Here is a 14,373-nt window from a genome sequence, read left to right on the forward strand (position 1 = left end):
ACGCGCCCGCCCCGCACACCACGTAGTCGCTAGAGCCGCACCTGGCGACCGTCCGCGCCCGCCGCGACCATCGCGTCGATCACTTCCAGGGTGTGGACTGCCTCCCGCATGGACACGATCTTGGAGGTGTCGCCGTTAATGGCGTCGCGGAAGTTCTCCTGCTCGACCAGCAGCGGCTCGCGCTTGGCCAGGGCGTACCGGATGACATCCCCCTCGGTCACGCCCCTAAAGGCCGCGACCTGGTCCCATTCGGTGGCCACGGTCCCGTTGGCGTAGAAGGTCAGGTCACTCAGGGCCGTGTCAGCCACGAACGCCCCCCGCTCACCAATGGTCACGGTGATGCGTTCCTTGAACGGACTGAGCCAGTTCACCGTGTGGTTGACGATCACCCCATTAGTCAGGCGGCCGGTGGCCACCAGCATGTCCTCGTGTTCGCGGCCAGAGCGGTGAGTGGTGGCGGCCGAGATCGACTCGTAGGGCGCGCCAGCCAGCCAGGCCGTCAGGTCGACGTCGTGCGTCGCCAAATCCTTGACCACGCCGACGTCGGCGATGCGCGCCGGGAAGGGGCCCTGGCGGCGCGTGGTGATCTGGTACAGCTCGCCGAGTGCCCCGTCGCTGATGAGGCGCCGCATCTCGCGCAGCGCCGGATTGCAGCGCTCGACATACCCCACGGCCCCGACCAACCCGGCTTGCGCGAAGGCGTCGGCCACCCGCCGCCCCGCCTCGGCGGAATCGGCGATCGGCTTTTCCACCATCGTGTGCACCCCGGCGGCCGCCAGTTCTAGCGCGATCGGTTCGTGGTAGACGGTGGGCACCGCCACCATCGCCGCGTCAATACCGACCTCCAGCATGGCCTGTACCCCGGGCAGCACCGGCAGTTCGCCAGCCACCCCGAACTTGTCGCCATACTCGTCGGCCACCGCCACCAGCTCAAAGCCCGGGGTGGCCCGGATGACCCGGGCGTGGTGCCGCCCCATGGAACCCAGGCCGATCAGGCCCACCCGAATGTTGCCCATTTATGCCCCCGCCTTCGCGAGCGCGTTCACGGCCTCCACGATGCGCTCCAGGTCCCCCTGGCTGAGCGAGGGGTGCACCGGCAGGGAAATTACCTGCTGGGCCGCCACCTCGGTGACCGGCAGCTCCAGGCCCGGGGCGTAGGGCGCCAGGGACTCCAACCGGTGGTTCGGGATCGGATAATAGACACCGGAACCGATCTGGTACTCCTCCCGCAATGCGCTAACCATGCGGTCGCGCTCGGCCGCCCCGGCCTCCACCCGAATCGTGTACTGGTGGTAGACGTGGACTGCCCCGGCGGCCACCTGCGGCACCACCACGCCCCGCAGGTTCTCGTCCAAGAAGCGGGCGTTGGCCTGGCGCTGCTCGGTCCAGCCCCCCACCTTCGTCAGCTGCACGCGCCCGATGGCGGCGTGAATGTCGGTCATCCGGTTGTTCAGGCCCACCAGCTCGTTGGCGTACTGCCGCTCCATACCCTGGTTACGCAGCAGGCGCACCCGCCGGGCGATGTCCCCATCTGCGCAGGAGACCATGCCGCCCTCCCCGGAGGTCATGTTCTTCGTCGGGTAGAGGCTGAACATGGCGAACGTGCCGAAGGTGCCCACCAGCTGCCCGTCGAGAGACGCTCCGTGTGCCTGAGCGGCGTCCTCAAACAGCAGCAGACCGTGCTCGTCGGCAATCTGGCGCAGCTCGGTCATGTTGGCCGGGTGACCGTACAGGTGGACCGGCATGATGGCCTTGGTCCGCGGGGTGATGGCCGCGCGCACCGCCTGCGGGTCCAAGCAGAAGTAGTCCAGTTCGATGTCAGCAAAGACCGGGGTCGCGCCCGTCAAGGCGACCGAGTTGCCGGTCGCCGCGAACGTGAAGGACGGGACAATGACCTCGTCACCGGGGCCGATACCCGCGGCCAACAGCCCCAGGTGCAGGCCAGAGGTGCCGGAGTTGACAGCCACGCACTCCCGGCCCGCCACCAGTTGGTGCGCAAACTCTTCTTCGAAGGCTTTCACTTCGGGGCCCTGGGCCACCATGCCCGAGGCGAGTACGGCATCAACGGCGGCGCGCTCCTCGTCCCCGATGATGGGCTTGGCTGCCGGGATGAATTCGCGTGTCATTTGCTGACCTTTCGCAGTGTCGAATCGGTTTCCACGTAGATGTCACCGGTGAGGGGGCAGGAGAAGTGTCCTTCTTGTCCTGCCACAGGCTGCAGGCGGGCCCCGGCTTGTCCCACCCAGCCGATCTGCCGGGCTGGCACTCCGGCCACGAGGGCGTAGGCAGGCACATCGCGTGTCACCACGGCGCCCGCCGCCACTGTGGCCCAAGCCCCGATCGTCACGGGGGCGACGCACACGGCCCGGGCGCCGATGGCCGCCCCCGTCTCTATGGTCACCCCGACCGGCTGCCAGTCGTGGGCCGACTTCAAGGAGCCGTCGGGGTTGATGGCGCGCGGGTAGGTGTCGTTGGTGAGCACGGCAGCGGGACCGATGAAGACTCCGTCGGCCAGCACCGCCGGCTCGTAAACCAGGGCGTAGTTCTGCACCTTGCAGTTGGCTCCCATCCGTACACCAGTGCCGATGTAGGCGCCGCGCCCGACCACGCAGCCCGGCCCCATCTCCACCCCTTCGCGCACCTGCGCCAGGTGCCACACGCTGGAGTCATCGCCTATTTGGGCGGCGGGGGAAACATCGGCGCTGTCAATGATTCGTGGTTCGGACACGGTCTGGCCTTTCGTTGAGGGACCGGGCAGTAGTGTATCCATCCCCACGCCGCGGCAACATGCCCCAGGGCCTAGGCGCTGGAATACTAGAGGCCATGTCTACGCCTCTGCCCACGTCTGAGACCTGGCTGCTCATTCCGCTCTATAACGAGTCGGCGGTGATCGGTGAGGTGATTCGGGAAGCCCGCCAGACGTTCCCCAATATCGTGTGCGTGAACGACGGCTCGACGGACGGTTCAGGCGAGGCGGCGGAGGCTGCCGGGGCCATCGTTATCAATCACCCGATCAACCTGGGACAGGGTGCGGCCCTGCAAACGGGCCTGGATTTCTTTAAATTTCACACTGATGGCAAGTACTGTGTGACGTTCGACGCGGACGGCCAGCATCGGGTGGCGGACGCGCTGGAGATGGTCCGCCTCGCCGACCAAGACAATCTCGACATCGTTTTCGGGTCCCGTTTTCGGGCCGAGAAGGTCGAGGCAAACTGGCTCAAGACCATCGTGTTGCGGGCTACGGCGTGGGCTTCGCGGCGCTCGACTGGCATCAAACTCACTGACACGCACAACGGCTTGCGATTGATTAGCCGTCGGGCGGCCGAGATCGTGGAGCTGCGGCACAATCGCATGGCACACGCCACCGAGATCGTCACGCAACTGGCACGCTCGGGCCTGCCGTGGGCCGAGATCCCGGTCTACATCCGGTACACCGACTATTCCCGCTCCAAGGGCCAGTCGATGCTGAACTCGATCAATATCGTCGTCGAGCTGCTGTTCTCCTAGGGAAAGGCACGATTTCTTATGCTCGCTGGAGGCCAGAAGCTAATCATTCAGCTGATTCTTGTCACGGTCATCGTGGCGATCAGCTTCGTGTCGATGCGGCAGCACGGTGCCCGCAATCAGGCGTTGCGCCGCCTCGGCCTGCTGTTTTTCATGCTGTGTGCCATCGTCTCGGTGTTCTATCCCCGCATACTGTCCAAGTTGGCCGCGTGGGTGGGGGTGGGCCGTGGCACGGACCTGCTGCTCTATCTCCTGTTGTTGGCATTCTTGGCGTCTCTGGCCAACCAGTTCAAACGCTCAGTCGAGCACGATCGCCGCTTGACGAAGCTGGCTCGCCAGTTAGCATTGTCCAACGCCCCGGATCTGCGGGGCCCCTCCTCCGCCCTGCCCTCCAGCTCCGGTCCCGACGATGTGAATGGCGATAAGGAACTGTGAAGAAGGACTACGTTCGCGCACGGCACGTCTTTTTCAAGCCGCGACCGCGCCACCGAATCGGCCCCCTCCTGCTCGCGTTAGGACTCGGCTTGTTCAGCTCGGCCTACTTTGTGCTGCAGGATCTGAATCAGGCGCAGATCATCAAGGAAGACGACGTCGACAAGCTCATCACCGGCGGGGAAAAGGGCGAGGCCACGACGACGGTGGCGCCCCCCAACGGGGCCATGAACATTTTGGTGATTGGTTCCGACATCCGCACTCCCGAAGAGGAGGTGTACGAGGAGGTTGATGGGCAACGGGCCGACGCCACGATGCTCATCCACATCTCTGCCGATCGCAGCAACGTCACTGCGGTCAGCATCCCGCGCGACACGCTAGTCGAGATCCCGGACTGCATGCTGACAGACAACAGCGTGGTGCCGGGCTCTTTCGACAAGTTCAACGCGGCGTTCTCGGTGGGGGGTTCCAAGGATCTGACGGCCGCTGTGGCGTGTGCCAAAAGCACGATCCAGAACATCACTTCCTTGACGGTTACTGACTACTTCGTTGTCGATTTTTCGGCCTTCCAGGAGATCATCGACTCGCTGGGCGGCATCACGATCTGTCAGAACCGCAACGTCTTCGATCCGGCCGCCAACTATCTGCGCCTCGTGCCGGGCTGCTATCGCCTAAACGGTGAGCAGGCCCTGGGGTACTCGCGCTCCCGTAAATCGCTGGACAACGGCTCTGATCTGGACCGTATCGGGAGCCAGCAAAAGGTGGTCAGTGCCATCGTCTCCGAGGTCTTCTCCCGGGACCTCGTGGGCGACCTGCCCACGCTGTACAACGTGCTGCGCACCGGCATGAAGTCGCTGACCGCCTCCGAGCTGGGGCGGGTGGAAAACATGGCGGGCCTAGCGGTCGCCATGCGCAACATTGACCGCGCCAACATTCGGTTTGTCATGGCCCCGGTGGTGGATTCCTCGGTGCTACCGGGGGCGGTCGAGTTCTCCTCTGAGGCCGAGATCTTGTGGGAAGCTTTGCGTAACGACCGGCAGGTGCCTGACCGTTTGGGCGGGACTGACGGCAACGGGGACGATTGGACACAGACGCATTCCCCCACCCCGCAGGAGGTGGATGTGCCGGGCACGCCCGGCTCGGACACGACCTTTGAGGGGGGAACTGGCAACGAAGGGAACGTGGAGTGAGCAACCCGCCTAGCTTTACCCCCCGAGAGCGCGGTAAACGGCCGAGTGCGGCCGGGGCCCGCGCCGTCGGGCACGAGATCGCCGCAATTCCTCCCCGTCCGCGCCCCTCGCAGCCCGAAGCCCGCACGACGCCGCGGTCGATTCCCCCGGCCACCGTGCCGCCGCGCCCGGAACGCCGCAGCCCGGCGGTGCCGCCCCCTGCCGGGGCCGCCCCCACCCGGCAGGCCCCGGCTCAGCGCCCCGCCACCACGGCCGGGCCGGTGCGCCGCTCTGTGCGGCCCGCGCCGCAGCCCCCTAGTGAACCGACCGCAGTGCTGCCGGGGCGCGTGGGGATGGCGGCGGCCGAGCGCGACAGCGCAACTGCCACCGGGCGCACGGCGGTGCTGCCTGGCCGCCCGCGCGGCGCCCGCTCCCCCGGCAGCCCGGCACCGGTGATTGCGCCGCGCCGGGCAAGCGGTCCGCGTGGTGGGCCGGGCGGCAGTCAACCGCCCCCGCCGCAGCCGCCCCCGCCTGGGGGACGCCCACCCCTCCCGCCGGGCCGTCCGCCGAGCGCGGGCCGTCGCCGGGGCAGGCGGGGTCGCCGGGTGTTGGTCGGCTTCCTGGTCTTCGTTTTGGTGCTGGGTGCCTGGGGCATGTTCCTCTACTCGCGCGCCAACTCCCTGTTGCAGCGGGTCGATGCCCTCAGTGCCGGTGCTGACACTCCCGGCACCACCTATTTGATCGTCGGCTCGGATGAGCGTGGTGGCGACACCTGGGAGGACGGGACCGAGGGGCAACGGGCAGACACCATCATGTTGCTGCACCAGGCCCCTAACGGTGCCACCGCCTTGGTGTCCCTGCCGCGCGATACGTTGGTGGAGATTCCCGAGTATGGCTGGTCGAAGCTGAACGCCGCCTACGCCTACGGCGGGGCGCCGCTGCTGGTGCAGACGGTTGAGGGCCTGGTGGGCCTGCATGTGGACCACTACCTGCAGGTCGGTATGGGGGGCCTGACCCGGATCGTCGATGCCGTCGGCGGGGTCGAGCTGTGCCTGGACTACGACGTCGACGACCCGAAGTCGGAGCTCGTGTGGCAGGCGGGTTGCCACGTGGCCGACGGTCCCACCGCGCTGGCCTTTGCCCGCATGCGCTACCAGGACCCGGAGGGCGACATCGGGCGGGCGCGGCGCCAGCGGGAGGTGATCGCCGCTATCAGCAAGAACGCGGCCCGCCCCGGGGTCTTCCTCAATCCGAAGACCACCTACGACGTCGCCACCAGTTTTGCCGGGGCCCTGTCGGTGGACCGGGAGACTTCGCTGTTCGACCTGGCTAGCTTCGCCTGGGCCTTCAAGTCGGTGCAGGGCTCGGGCCTCACGGGCGCCCCGCCGATTGAGGATCCGGCCTACGACGCCGGCGCGGCAGGCTCGGCCGTCTTGCTGGTGGAGGACGGCTACGCTTCGACGTTCTTCTCCCAGCTGCGGGAAGGAACTTTGCAGCCCGAGTCGTTCAACTCCGCGCCGTAGCTTCAGCCCCGTAACGCAGTTGCGCCCCGCGCCCCGTTATCCGGGGGCGTGGGGCGCAACTATCGCGGGCGGCGCGGCCGCTAGCCGATGCGGCGGGGCGAGGCCTGCCAGGCGGACCAGGCGGAGGTGACGATGTCGCGCAGGTCGTGCTTAGCGTGCCAGCCAAGGTCCTGGCCAATGCGGGCGGCGTCGCCGATGAGCTGCGGCGGATCGCCGGGGCGGCGCGGTTCCAGCTCGGGGGTGGTATCCAGGCCGGAGACCTGCCCGATCATGTCGATGACCTCCTGCACGGAGGAGCCGGTGCCGGTGCCGACGTTAAACACCCGGTGGGCCAGCTCCCCCTCGCCCGCCAGCGCGTCGAGGGCGGCGATGTGAGCCTCGGCGAGATCCAGGACGTGGATGTAGTCGCGGATGCAGGTGCCGTCCGGCGTCGGGTAGTCGGTACCGAACACGCGGGGTGCCTCGGAGCGGGACAGCCGGTCCAGCACCATCGGGATCAGGTTGAGGGTGGCGGGGTCTCCCAGCTCGTCCCACCCGGCCCCGGCCACATTGAAGTAGCGCAGCCCGGCCCATCGCAGCCCCCAAGCCGTCTCGCAGTCGGCGGCCAGCAGCTCACCGATCAGCTTGGTTTCGCCGTAGGGGTTGATGGGGTGCTTGTCAATGTCTTCGTGCACCACCTCCACCGGCGGCATGCCGTAGACGGCCGCCGAGGAGGAGAAGATCAGCTGCTTGACGTCGGCGGCCTCCATGGCGGCCAGCAGGTTGGCCATGCCGCCAATGTTCTGCTGGTAGTACCACACGGGCTTGGCTACGGACTCGCCGACCTGCTTGCGGGCGGCGAAGTGGATGACGGCGGTGACCGCGTGGCTGCGCATGGCCGCCGTCAGCTCGGCGGTGGCTTCGGGGGCGGCGAGGTCCAGTTCGATGAGGGTGGCCGTGCCGATGCGGTCGGCCTGGCCGTAGGACAAGTCGTCGACGACGACTACTCTCTCGCCGCGCTCCAACAGGAGGCGGACGACGTGGGCGCCGATGTATCCGGCGCCTCCGGTGACGAGGATACTCATGCCTCCACCTTAGCTAGTTCCTGACGCAACTCCGCCACTTCGGCGCGCAAGCTCTCACCCTTGGCGTGTGCGATGTCCCGCAGCTCGGCCTGGAAGGCCCGCAGTTGGGACCGAAGCCCCGCGCTGGCCGCGTCGGTGCCGGCCGCCAGGATCCGCACCGCCAACAGCCCGGCGTTGCGCGCCCCACCGATCGACACGGTGGCCACCGGTACCCCGGCGGGCATCTGCACGATCGACAGCAGCGAGTCCAGGCCATCCAGCCGGGCCAGCGGCACCGGCACCCCGATGACCGGCAGCTCGGTGACGGCCGCCAGCATGCCGGGCAGGTGGGCCGCGCCCCCCGCCCCGGCGATGAGGACCCGCAGGCCCCGCTGCGCGGCCTGCTGCCCGTAGGCCAGCATCTCGGTGGGCATGCGATGGGCCGAGACGACATCCGCCTCGAAGTCCACCCCGAACTCGCTCAGCGCCTCGGCGGCGGCCCGCATCACCCCCCAGTCCGAGTCCGATCCCATGACGATGCCCACTTGCGCGCTCACCGCGGCTCCTTTCCCATGAGTATGTCCGCCGCCCCGCGGGCCGCGGCCAGCGCCTGCGCCACCTGCGGGCCGCACACGTTGACGTGCCCGAGCTTGCGGCCGGGCCGCACCGCCTTGCCGTACAGCTCCACGTGGGCCTGCGGGTAGGCGGCAAACACCTCCCCCAGCAGCGTAGCCGGATCCACTGCCGCGCCCAGCACGTTGACCATGACGGTGACCGGGCTGGTGGGCGTCGGCGGCCCGAGTGGCAGGTCGAGCACCGCCCGCAGGTGCTGTTCGAATTGGCTGGTGGCCGCACCGTTTATCGTCCAGTGGCCCGAGTTATGGGGGCGCATCGCCAGCTCGTTGACGAGCAGGCGCCCGTCGGCGGTTTCGAACATCTCGACCGCCAGCACCCCGGTGACGTCCAGGGCACCGGCAATCTGCTCCGCGATGGCCGTGGCGGCGGCCGCCGCGGTCGGTGCCAGCTCCGGGGCGGGGGCGATGACGACGTCGCACACGCCGGCGCGCTGCCGGGTCTCGACCACCGGCCAGGCCACCACCTGCCCGCTCGGGCGCCGCGCCACCAGGGCCGCCAGCTCCCGCTCAAAGTCCACCTTCTCCTCGACCAGCAGCCCACCGTGGCGGGCGGGAGCGGCCAGCCAATCGGCCACCTGGTCGGCGGCCTCCACCACCCGCACACCCTTGCCGTCGTAGCCGCCGCGCGCGGTCTTGACCACCGCCTGCCCGCCTTGCTGCGCCAGAAACTCCGTCAGCTCGGCGGCGGTGGCGAGCTGCCGCCAGCGCGGGCACGGCACCCCGAGCTCCTGCAGCGCCTGGCGCATGGCCAGCTTGTCGCGGGCGCAGCGCAGCGCCGCCGGGCCCGGGCGGGTGGGTACCCGGTCCGCGAAGTGGGCGAAGAGTTCCGGCGGGATGTGCTCGTGCTCGAAGGTCACCACGTCTAGGTCGCTACCGAGGGCCACCAGGGCGTCCCGCTCCGTCGGCAGTCCGACCACGCTGCCGACGCTCGCCCGCCCGGCCGCCCCGTCGGCCGCCTCCACCAGCGGGCGCAACGTCACCCCCAACGCCGTGGCGGGGGCCTGCATCATGCGGGCCAGCTGCCCGCCACCGATCACTGCAACGGTTGGCATGGGCCAAGCCTATCGGCCCCCAACCAGGCGCTGGCCATGCCCTACCATGAACCGGTGACCGTTAAGGAAGTAAAAGTTGGTCCTTTCCCCGTGCCGCCGCGCTACCAGGGCTTGGCGGCCCGCCTGTGGGAGGTAGGCAAGTTCAGCATTGTCGGCGGCATCGCCTTCGTCGTCGACGTCGGGCTGTTCAACTTGCTCTCGCAGTTCGCCTTCTCCCCCTTCGCCGGGCAGTCGGTGCGCGCCAAAATCCTCTCGGCTGCGGTGGCCACCGTCGTGTCCTGGCTGCTCAACCGCGCCTGGACCTTCCAGGCCCAAAAGTCCAAGGGGGCGCGGCGGGAGTTCATCGAGTTCGGGGTCATCAACCTGATCGGCATCGGCATCGCCGCCAGCTGCCTGTACATCTCCCGCTACATCCTCGGCTTCACCTCGACGCTGGCGGACAACATCTCCGGCAACATCATCGGCCTGATCCTCGGCATGGTGTTCCGGTTCCTGTGCTACAAGTACATCGTCTTCGCCCCCGCCAAGGACCGCGCCTAGCGCCAGCCATCAGGCGAAGAACTCTCGCGGCACGCGCGCGATAGCCGCACGCATCTGCTCGGCTGTCACGCGCGGCACGACGAGAACCCGGCGAAGTTCCGGGTAGGCACCGCCCCGCAGCTCCGCGGCGATGTCTTGCGCGAGCCGCACAGGATCGTAGAAGGTAACCGCCACCAGGCGGTCGCCGACACGCACTGAAACCTCCCAACAAACCCCCTTGGCTTCGATCTCCCACGCGTAGTCGCCGAAGTCGGTCGGCAGCAAGAGTTCCCGATCCATCCGGTCAGGCTCCCGCTAGTTGCCGCGCCGCCGTCGCCCCACCGACACCGCGGCGCTGCGGGGCATGACCCGGTCCGGGTCGAGGGACTTGGGCACCGAGTTGACGAAGACCGAGAACACGGGGGGGCGCCGCTGGGTGAGCTCCAGCCGCCCGCCGTCGGCGGCGATCAGGTCGCGCGCCAGGGCCAGGCCCAGGCCCGTGCCGCCCCGGAACGACACGTGCTTGTCGAAGATGCGGTCCGCCTCGTGATCGGCCACGCCGCTGCCCTCATCCGCCACGTCGACGTAGACCCCGCGCCGCCCCGACGCCAGGCGGGTGGTCACGCGCGTGTGCCCCGCCCCGTACTTCAGGGAGTTTTCCAACAGGGTGGCAATGGCCTGCAACAGCGACCCCGGCGAGGCGAGCACCGGGACGTTGACCTCGTCGGTGAGCGTCAACTCGCGGCCCGCCAGCTCGTACTGGCTGGCCCACTCGCGCTCCTGCTGGGCGAAGATGTCCTGCAGGCGGATGGCCTCCGTCGTCCCGCCGCCCGCCTGCCGCGAGGTGGCCAGCAGCTCGGCCACCACGTTGGTTAGCCGCTCCACCTGCTCCAGGCACTGCTGCGCCTCGGTGCGCACCTCCTCCTCGGAGGAAATCAGCTCGATCTCCTCCAACCGCATCGACAAGGCCGTCAGCGGGGTGCGCAGCTGGTGGGAGGCGTCGGCCGCAAACTGCCGCTCGGCCGCGATCCGGCCCGCCACCCGCTCCGCCGAGCGCACCAGCTCGGCCTGCACCAGGTCGATCTCCTCGATACCCGAGGTGCGCAGCTGCGGACGCACCTGCCCCGAGCCGATCTGTTCGGCCTCCGCCGCCAGGTAGATGAGCGGGGCAGACAGGCGGCGCGACTGGCGCAGCGCCACCGCGAGCCCCACCAGGAGCGCCACCCCGATGCCCGCCAGCACGAACACCACGACCACCAACGCGGCCGGCACGGGGGTGAGGGCCGAGATGCGCATCTCCACGTGGGCGCCCGACGGGGTGATCTGTTGGGAGGTGATGACCGGTTCTTCCACCTCGGCGGTGGACACCACGAGCGTGCCGTCGGGCAGCAGCACCCGCGAGGCTGCCAACGGAGTGCGGACCCCACCGGAACGCACATCGAGCATTTCCACCGAGACCTCGCGGTCCATGGCCAGCGAGCGGTCCACCACCCACGCCAGGGACTCGGTGCGAATATCCAGCGACGTCTCCGCCCCGCGCCAGACCAAGACGATGCCCAGCACGGCGGCGGGTATCCCAAAGATCAGCACGGCCACCAAGACCGCGCTGACCGTCATGCGGATAGCGCGCCGCCGCACCGCTTACGCGCCCGAGGCGGTCTCGAACCGGAAGCCGAGGCCCCGCACGGTGGAAATGTAATGCGGGCTGGTGGCGTCGTCGCCGAGCTTGCGCCGCAGCCACGATACGTGCATGTCCAGGGTCTTGGTCGAGCCGGTCGGGTCACTGCCCCACACCTCACGCATGATGACGTCCCGCTCCACGACGCTGCCGGCATCGCGCACCAACACCCGCAGCAGCTCGAACTCCTTGGCCGTCAGGTGTAGCTCTCGCGTCCCCTGGAACGCCCGGTGCGCCCCCACGTCGACGCGGACGTCCTGTGCGACGAGTTCGTCCTCGTCGGTCAACTCGCCCCCGGCCCGTCGCAGCAGCGCCCGCACCCGCGCCAGCAGTTCCGCCAGCCGGAACGGCTTGGTGACGTAGTCGTCCGCTCCCGCGTCCAGGCCCACCACCATGTCAACCTCATCGGTGCGGGCCGTCAAAATCAGGATCGGTACGCTGGAGCCCGCCGCCCGCAGGGTTCGGGCCACGTCCAGGCCGTCGATATCCGGCAGCCCGAGGTCCAACACCACTAGGTCGACACCTTCAGCATTATCCAGCGCCCCGCGGCCGGTGCCGTGGGGACGCACTTCATAACCCTCCCGGCCAAGCGCCCGGGCCAACGGCTCGGAGATGGCGGGGTCGTCTTCAACAAGCAGAACCGTAGTCACGGGGCCAGGATACGTTAAAGAAGTCCCAAAGGTTGCCGCAAATGCCGGGGAGATTAACCTTCCTCGTCCCCGCAAGTGTGGTTTCCCGCGCGGAATAGCGCAAAAGGCTGCACCTCGCCCAGACCTTGCAGTTCCATAGGTTCCCGCCCCTTGAGCACGTAGCGCCCGGCAAACTCGGGGGCGGACAGCGCCTGCGCGGTGGCCTCATCCGTAAACAAACAGCCGGGGTCTGCCACATCCACCAGGCGGGCCGCCAAATTAACGGTCGGGCCGAAAACATCGCCATAGCGCGAGAAAACGTGACCGTCCACCACCGAAGCCCGCATGGGCAACAAGCCCTCAGCGGTGCGCAAAGCTTCCATCAGCAAAAGGGCAACCTCGACCCCAGTTTCGACATTATCGGCCACGAATAGCACCGCATCACCGATGGTTTTGACGACGCGTGCCCCGTGAGCGGTGATGACATCGCGGCAGATGAGCTCAAACTTCCCGATCAACTCCGCCAACGCCGCCGCGCCCACCTGGGCCGAATGGCGCGAGAAAGAGACCATGTCGACGAAACCGAGGGTGCGGTGCAGCGGGTAGACCTCGGGATCAATGTGCGAGACGCCGGCCTGGGAGACATCGGTGTCGAGCCGGGCCAACAACGCCACCATCTGCCGCCGCCAGGTATAGACCAGCTGCCGCTCCAGCTCCTCAAACATCTCCCCCATCCGGTCTAGGGCCACCAGGCGGGCGGTCGTGTCATCGACGTTGAGGCGCCGAGCGATATCGGCCACCACGGACTCCACCTGCCACAGCACCAGCCGGTCGGTCAGCTGCCCAGCCCGCAGCAGCATGGAGGAGGTCTCGTTATCGATCACCCCGTTTTCAATGAGGGCCGCGGCGCGGCGCAACGCGGCGACATCCATGTCGCCGAAGCGGGGACGGTCGTGCCGCCCCAGGGTGTAGCCCATGCCGCCCCAGTATTGGGCGGCGGCCTCCACCGTGGTGCCCGCCCGCCGCGCCAGCTCCGCCAGCGTGTAGGGGGTGGGGCCGAGCAGCGACAGCGCGTGCCGGGCCACGGTGGAGGTGGGGATGTCGATGGGGGGCAGTTCGCCGGTGTCGAGCAACTCGTCGCGGGCGGGCGTCTCCAGGCTCGGCAGGGGCGGAACGTAGTCAGTGTCGCGCAGGAGGGAGAAGTCTGCCTGCTCGGGCGCAAAACCCTCCGCGCCTGCTTCCGGCAGGGATTCCTTCGACGTACCTTCTGTCACCCCTACACGCTACTTGACGTCGGCCACATTCACCTGTCAGACAACACACAAGTTAATTTTTTGTGGGTTTCCTCGCGCCGCGACCCCGATCCACCGTGGCCAACCCCAAAACTGCCCCGGCGGGCCGGGCTACTGGCTGCGCGCCCGCCGCACGTCCCCGGCGCTGATCTCGTGGGGGCCGTGCCGCGTCTCCAAGCGCAGCGCCCCGCTGCCCGTGATGTCCTGGGCAAATCCGACCAACACCTGTCCGTCCGGCAGCTCCACCTCCACCCGGTGCCCGAGCGTCAAGCACGCCTGCAGGTAGTCCGCCCGCCGGGCGGCGGCGGGCTGCCCCAAACGCTGCAGCAAGGCACGCGTAATGTCCAGAGCCCAGGCGTCGAGCTCCGCGTCCGTGCGCGCATACGGCAGGCCCGCCTCCGCCAGGCTGGTGGCCCACGGGGCCGGACAGACCGGCGGACGCTTCGTGTTCACACCAATCCCCACCACCGCAGTCGTACCGTCGCTCTCCACCAAAATGCCCCCGATCTTGCGGGCCTGCCCCCACCCAACCAGGTTGGCCCCGGCGGCGGGCAACAGCAGGTCGTTGGGCCACTTGAGCATGAGGGGCTCACCAACAACGTCGCGCACCGCCAATCCAGCGGCCAGCGGCAGCCAGCCCGGATCGGCAGGCACCGGCACCCGACACGACATGGTGAGCGCCCCATTGGGGGGCGTGACCCAGGTGCGGCCAAGGCGGCCCCGCCCGGCGCGTTGCGTCTGGGCGCGCACCACCGGCACCGCCCCAGGCGGCACCGCCTGCCCCGCCGGGCTGTCCGCCAGCTGTTGGACCACATCCTGGGTGGAATCGCATTCAGCGATAAGCACTAGGTGGACGGGAGGCAGGGCGGCAGTGTTCATGTCCGCCAGCCTACTGCT

Annotated in this window: 16 protein-coding genes; 5 read left to right on the forward strand and 11 right to left on the reverse strand. The window is 68.4% G+C overall.

Annotation, left to right across the window (positions count from 1 at the left end; translation table 11 throughout):
* Positions 1-29 precede the first annotated feature (29 nt).
* From BSZ40_RS05090 to BSZ40_RS05100, 3 genes are read right to left on the reverse strand one after another with little or no spacing between them, the layout of a single operon-like run.
* Positions 30-1,016 (reverse strand): Gfo/Idh/MocA family protein, encoded by a 987-nt coding sequence (locus tag BSZ40_RS05090; RefSeq protein ID WP_073823964.1) that lies wholly within the window; start codon positions 1,014-1,016, stop codon positions 30-32.
* Entirely contained in the window at positions 1,017-2,126 is a 1,110-nt protein-coding gene (locus tag BSZ40_RS05095; RefSeq protein WP_073823966.1) for a DegT/DnrJ/EryC1/StrS family aminotransferase, read from the reverse strand.
* Positions 2,123-2,728 (reverse strand): acyltransferase, encoded by a 606-nt coding sequence (locus BSZ40_RS05100; protein WP_245793857.1) that lies wholly within the window; start codon positions 2,726-2,728, stop codon positions 2,123-2,125. Before BSZ40_RS05100 ends, BSZ40_RS05095 begins: the two co-directional genes overlap by 4 nt.
* 95 nt (positions 2,729-2,823) lie before the next feature.
* Here BSZ40_RS05100 and BSZ40_RS05105 point away from each other — a divergent pair, with 95 nt between their 5' ends.
* Genes BSZ40_RS05105 through BSZ40_RS12205 form a run of 4 tightly spaced genes read left to right on the forward strand, consistent with a single transcriptional unit; the run spans position 2,824 to position 6,628 of the window.
* The gene (locus BSZ40_RS05105; protein ID WP_073823970.1) at positions 2,824-3,507 is read left to right on the forward strand and encodes a glycosyltransferase family 2 protein; all 684 of its coding nucleotides are present in this window, start codon (positions 2,824-2,826) and stop codon (positions 3,505-3,507) included.
* A gap of 18 nt (positions 3,508-3,525) precedes the next feature.
* Positions 3,526-3,939: a DUF2304 domain-containing protein gene (locus BSZ40_RS05110; RefSeq protein WP_073823971.1), complete on the forward strand. Its 414-nt coding sequence runs from the start codon at positions 3,526-3,528 to the stop codon at positions 3,937-3,939.
* The gene (locus BSZ40_RS05115) at positions 3,936-5,126 is read left to right on the forward strand and encodes an LCP family protein (protein ID WP_073823972.1); all 1,191 of its coding nucleotides are present in this window, start codon (positions 3,936-3,938) and stop codon (positions 5,124-5,126) included. The genes BSZ40_RS05110 and BSZ40_RS05115 overlap by 4 nt, the downstream gene beginning before the upstream one ends.
* Positions 5,123-6,628 (forward strand): LCP family protein, encoded by a 1,506-nt coding sequence (locus BSZ40_RS12205; protein ID WP_073823973.1) that lies wholly within the window; start codon positions 5,123-5,125, stop codon positions 6,626-6,628. Before BSZ40_RS05115 ends, BSZ40_RS12205 begins: the two co-directional genes overlap by 4 nt.
* Before the next feature lie 80 nt (positions 6,629-6,708).
* Here BSZ40_RS12205 and galE read toward each other — a convergent pair whose 3' ends face one another.
* The 3 genes from galE to BSZ40_RS05135 are packed head-to-tail and all read right to left on the reverse strand — an operon-like array spanning position 6,709 to position 9,358.
* On the reverse strand, positions 6,709-7,692 hold the full coding sequence (gene galE / locus BSZ40_RS05125; protein ID WP_073823975.1) for a UDP-glucose 4-epimerase GalE: 984 nt from the start codon (positions 7,690-7,692) through the stop codon (positions 6,709-6,711).
* Positions 7,689-8,228: a 5-(carboxyamino)imidazole ribonucleotide mutase gene (purE, locus tag BSZ40_RS05130; protein WP_281246634.1), complete on the reverse strand. Its 540-nt coding sequence runs from the start codon at positions 8,226-8,228 to the stop codon at positions 7,689-7,691. The genes galE and purE overlap by 4 nt, the downstream gene beginning before the upstream one ends.
* Positions 8,225-9,358 (reverse strand): 5-(carboxyamino)imidazole ribonucleotide synthase, encoded by a 1,134-nt coding sequence (locus tag BSZ40_RS05135; protein ID WP_073823977.1) that lies wholly within the window; start codon positions 9,356-9,358, stop codon positions 8,225-8,227. The genes purE and BSZ40_RS05135 overlap by 4 nt, the downstream gene beginning before the upstream one ends.
* 54 nt (positions 9,359-9,412) lie before the next feature.
* Here BSZ40_RS05135 and BSZ40_RS05140 point away from each other — a divergent pair, with 54 nt between their 5' ends.
* Positions 9,413-9,898, forward strand: a complete 486-nt coding sequence (locus tag BSZ40_RS05140; protein ID WP_222842749.1) for a GtrA family protein — start codon at positions 9,413-9,415, stop codon at positions 9,896-9,898.
* 9 nt (positions 9,899-9,907) lie between these two features.
* Here the strand turns inward: BSZ40_RS05140 and BSZ40_RS05145 are convergent, their stop codons facing one another.
* The 5 genes from BSZ40_RS05145 to BSZ40_RS05165 form a co-directional block, all read right to left on the reverse strand.
* On the reverse strand, positions 9,908-10,177 hold the full coding sequence (locus tag BSZ40_RS05145; protein ID WP_073823980.1) for a hypothetical protein: 270 nt from the start codon (positions 10,175-10,177) through the stop codon (positions 9,908-9,910).
* Positions 10,178-10,192: 15 nt separating this feature from the next.
* On the reverse strand, positions 10,193-11,494 hold the full coding sequence (locus BSZ40_RS05150) for an ATP-binding protein (protein WP_084542646.1): 1,302 nt from the start codon (positions 11,492-11,494) through the stop codon (positions 10,193-10,195).
* A gap of 24 nt (positions 11,495-11,518) precedes the next feature.
* The gene (locus BSZ40_RS05155; RefSeq protein ID WP_073823984.1) at positions 11,519-12,205 is read right to left on the reverse strand and encodes a response regulator transcription factor; all 687 of its coding nucleotides are present in this window, start codon (positions 12,203-12,205) and stop codon (positions 11,519-11,521) included.
* 53 nt (positions 12,206-12,258) lie between these two features.
* A complete protein-coding gene (locus tag BSZ40_RS05160) occupies positions 12,259-13,458 on the reverse strand; it encodes an adenylate/guanylate cyclase domain-containing protein (RefSeq protein WP_084542647.1) in 1,200 nt (399 codons plus the stop codon).
* A gap of 129 nt (positions 13,459-13,587) precedes the next feature.
* Positions 13,588-14,355: a biotin--[acetyl-CoA-carboxylase] ligase gene (locus BSZ40_RS05165; RefSeq protein WP_073823986.1), complete on the reverse strand. Its 768-nt coding sequence runs from the start codon at positions 14,353-14,355 to the stop codon at positions 13,588-13,590.
* Between the last annotated feature and the right edge of the window lie 18 nt (positions 14,356-14,373).

The sequence above is a fragment of the Buchananella hordeovulneris genome, from assembly GCF_001907235.1.
GTDB classification, from domain to species: Bacteria; Actinomycetota; Actinomycetes; order Actinomycetales; family Actinomycetaceae; genus Buchananella; species Buchananella hordeovulneris.

Bases quoted from the DNA above. Each gene is read 5' to 3' on its own strand.
- BSZ40_RS05110 (WP_073823971.1), top strand. From the start codon at position 3,526: ATGCTCGCTGGAGGCCAGAAGCTAATCATTCAGCTGATTCTTGTCACG.
- BSZ40_RS05135 (WP_073823977.1), bottom strand. From the start codon at position 9,358: ATGCCAACCGTTGCAGTGATCGGTGGCGGGCAGCTGGCCCGCATGATG.
- BSZ40_RS05150 (WP_084542646.1), bottom strand. From the start codon at position 11,494: ATGACGGTCAGCGCGGTCTTGGTGGCCGTGCTGATCTTTGGGATACCC.
- BSZ40_RS05165 (WP_073823986.1), bottom strand. From the start codon at position 14,355: ATGAACACTGCCGCCCTGCCTCCCGTCCACCTAGTGCTTATCGCTGAA.
- BSZ40_RS05090 (WP_073823964.1), bottom strand. From the start codon at position 1,016: ATGGGCAACATTCGGGTGGGCCTGATCGGCCTGGGTTCCATGGGGCGG.
- galE (WP_073823975.1), bottom strand. From the start codon at position 7,692: ATGAGTATCCTCGTCACCGGAGGCGCCGGATACATCGGCGCCCACGTC.
- BSZ40_RS05095 (WP_073823966.1), bottom strand. From the start codon at position 2,126: ATGACACGCGAATTCATCCCGGCAGCCAAGCCCATCATCGGGGACGAG.
- BSZ40_RS05105 (WP_073823970.1), top strand. From the start codon at position 2,824: ATGTCTACGCCTCTGCCCACGTCTGAGACCTGGCTGCTCATTCCGCTC.
- BSZ40_RS05145 (WP_073823980.1), bottom strand. From the start codon at position 10,177: ATGGATCGGGAACTCTTGCTGCCGACCGACTTCGGCGACTACGCGTGG.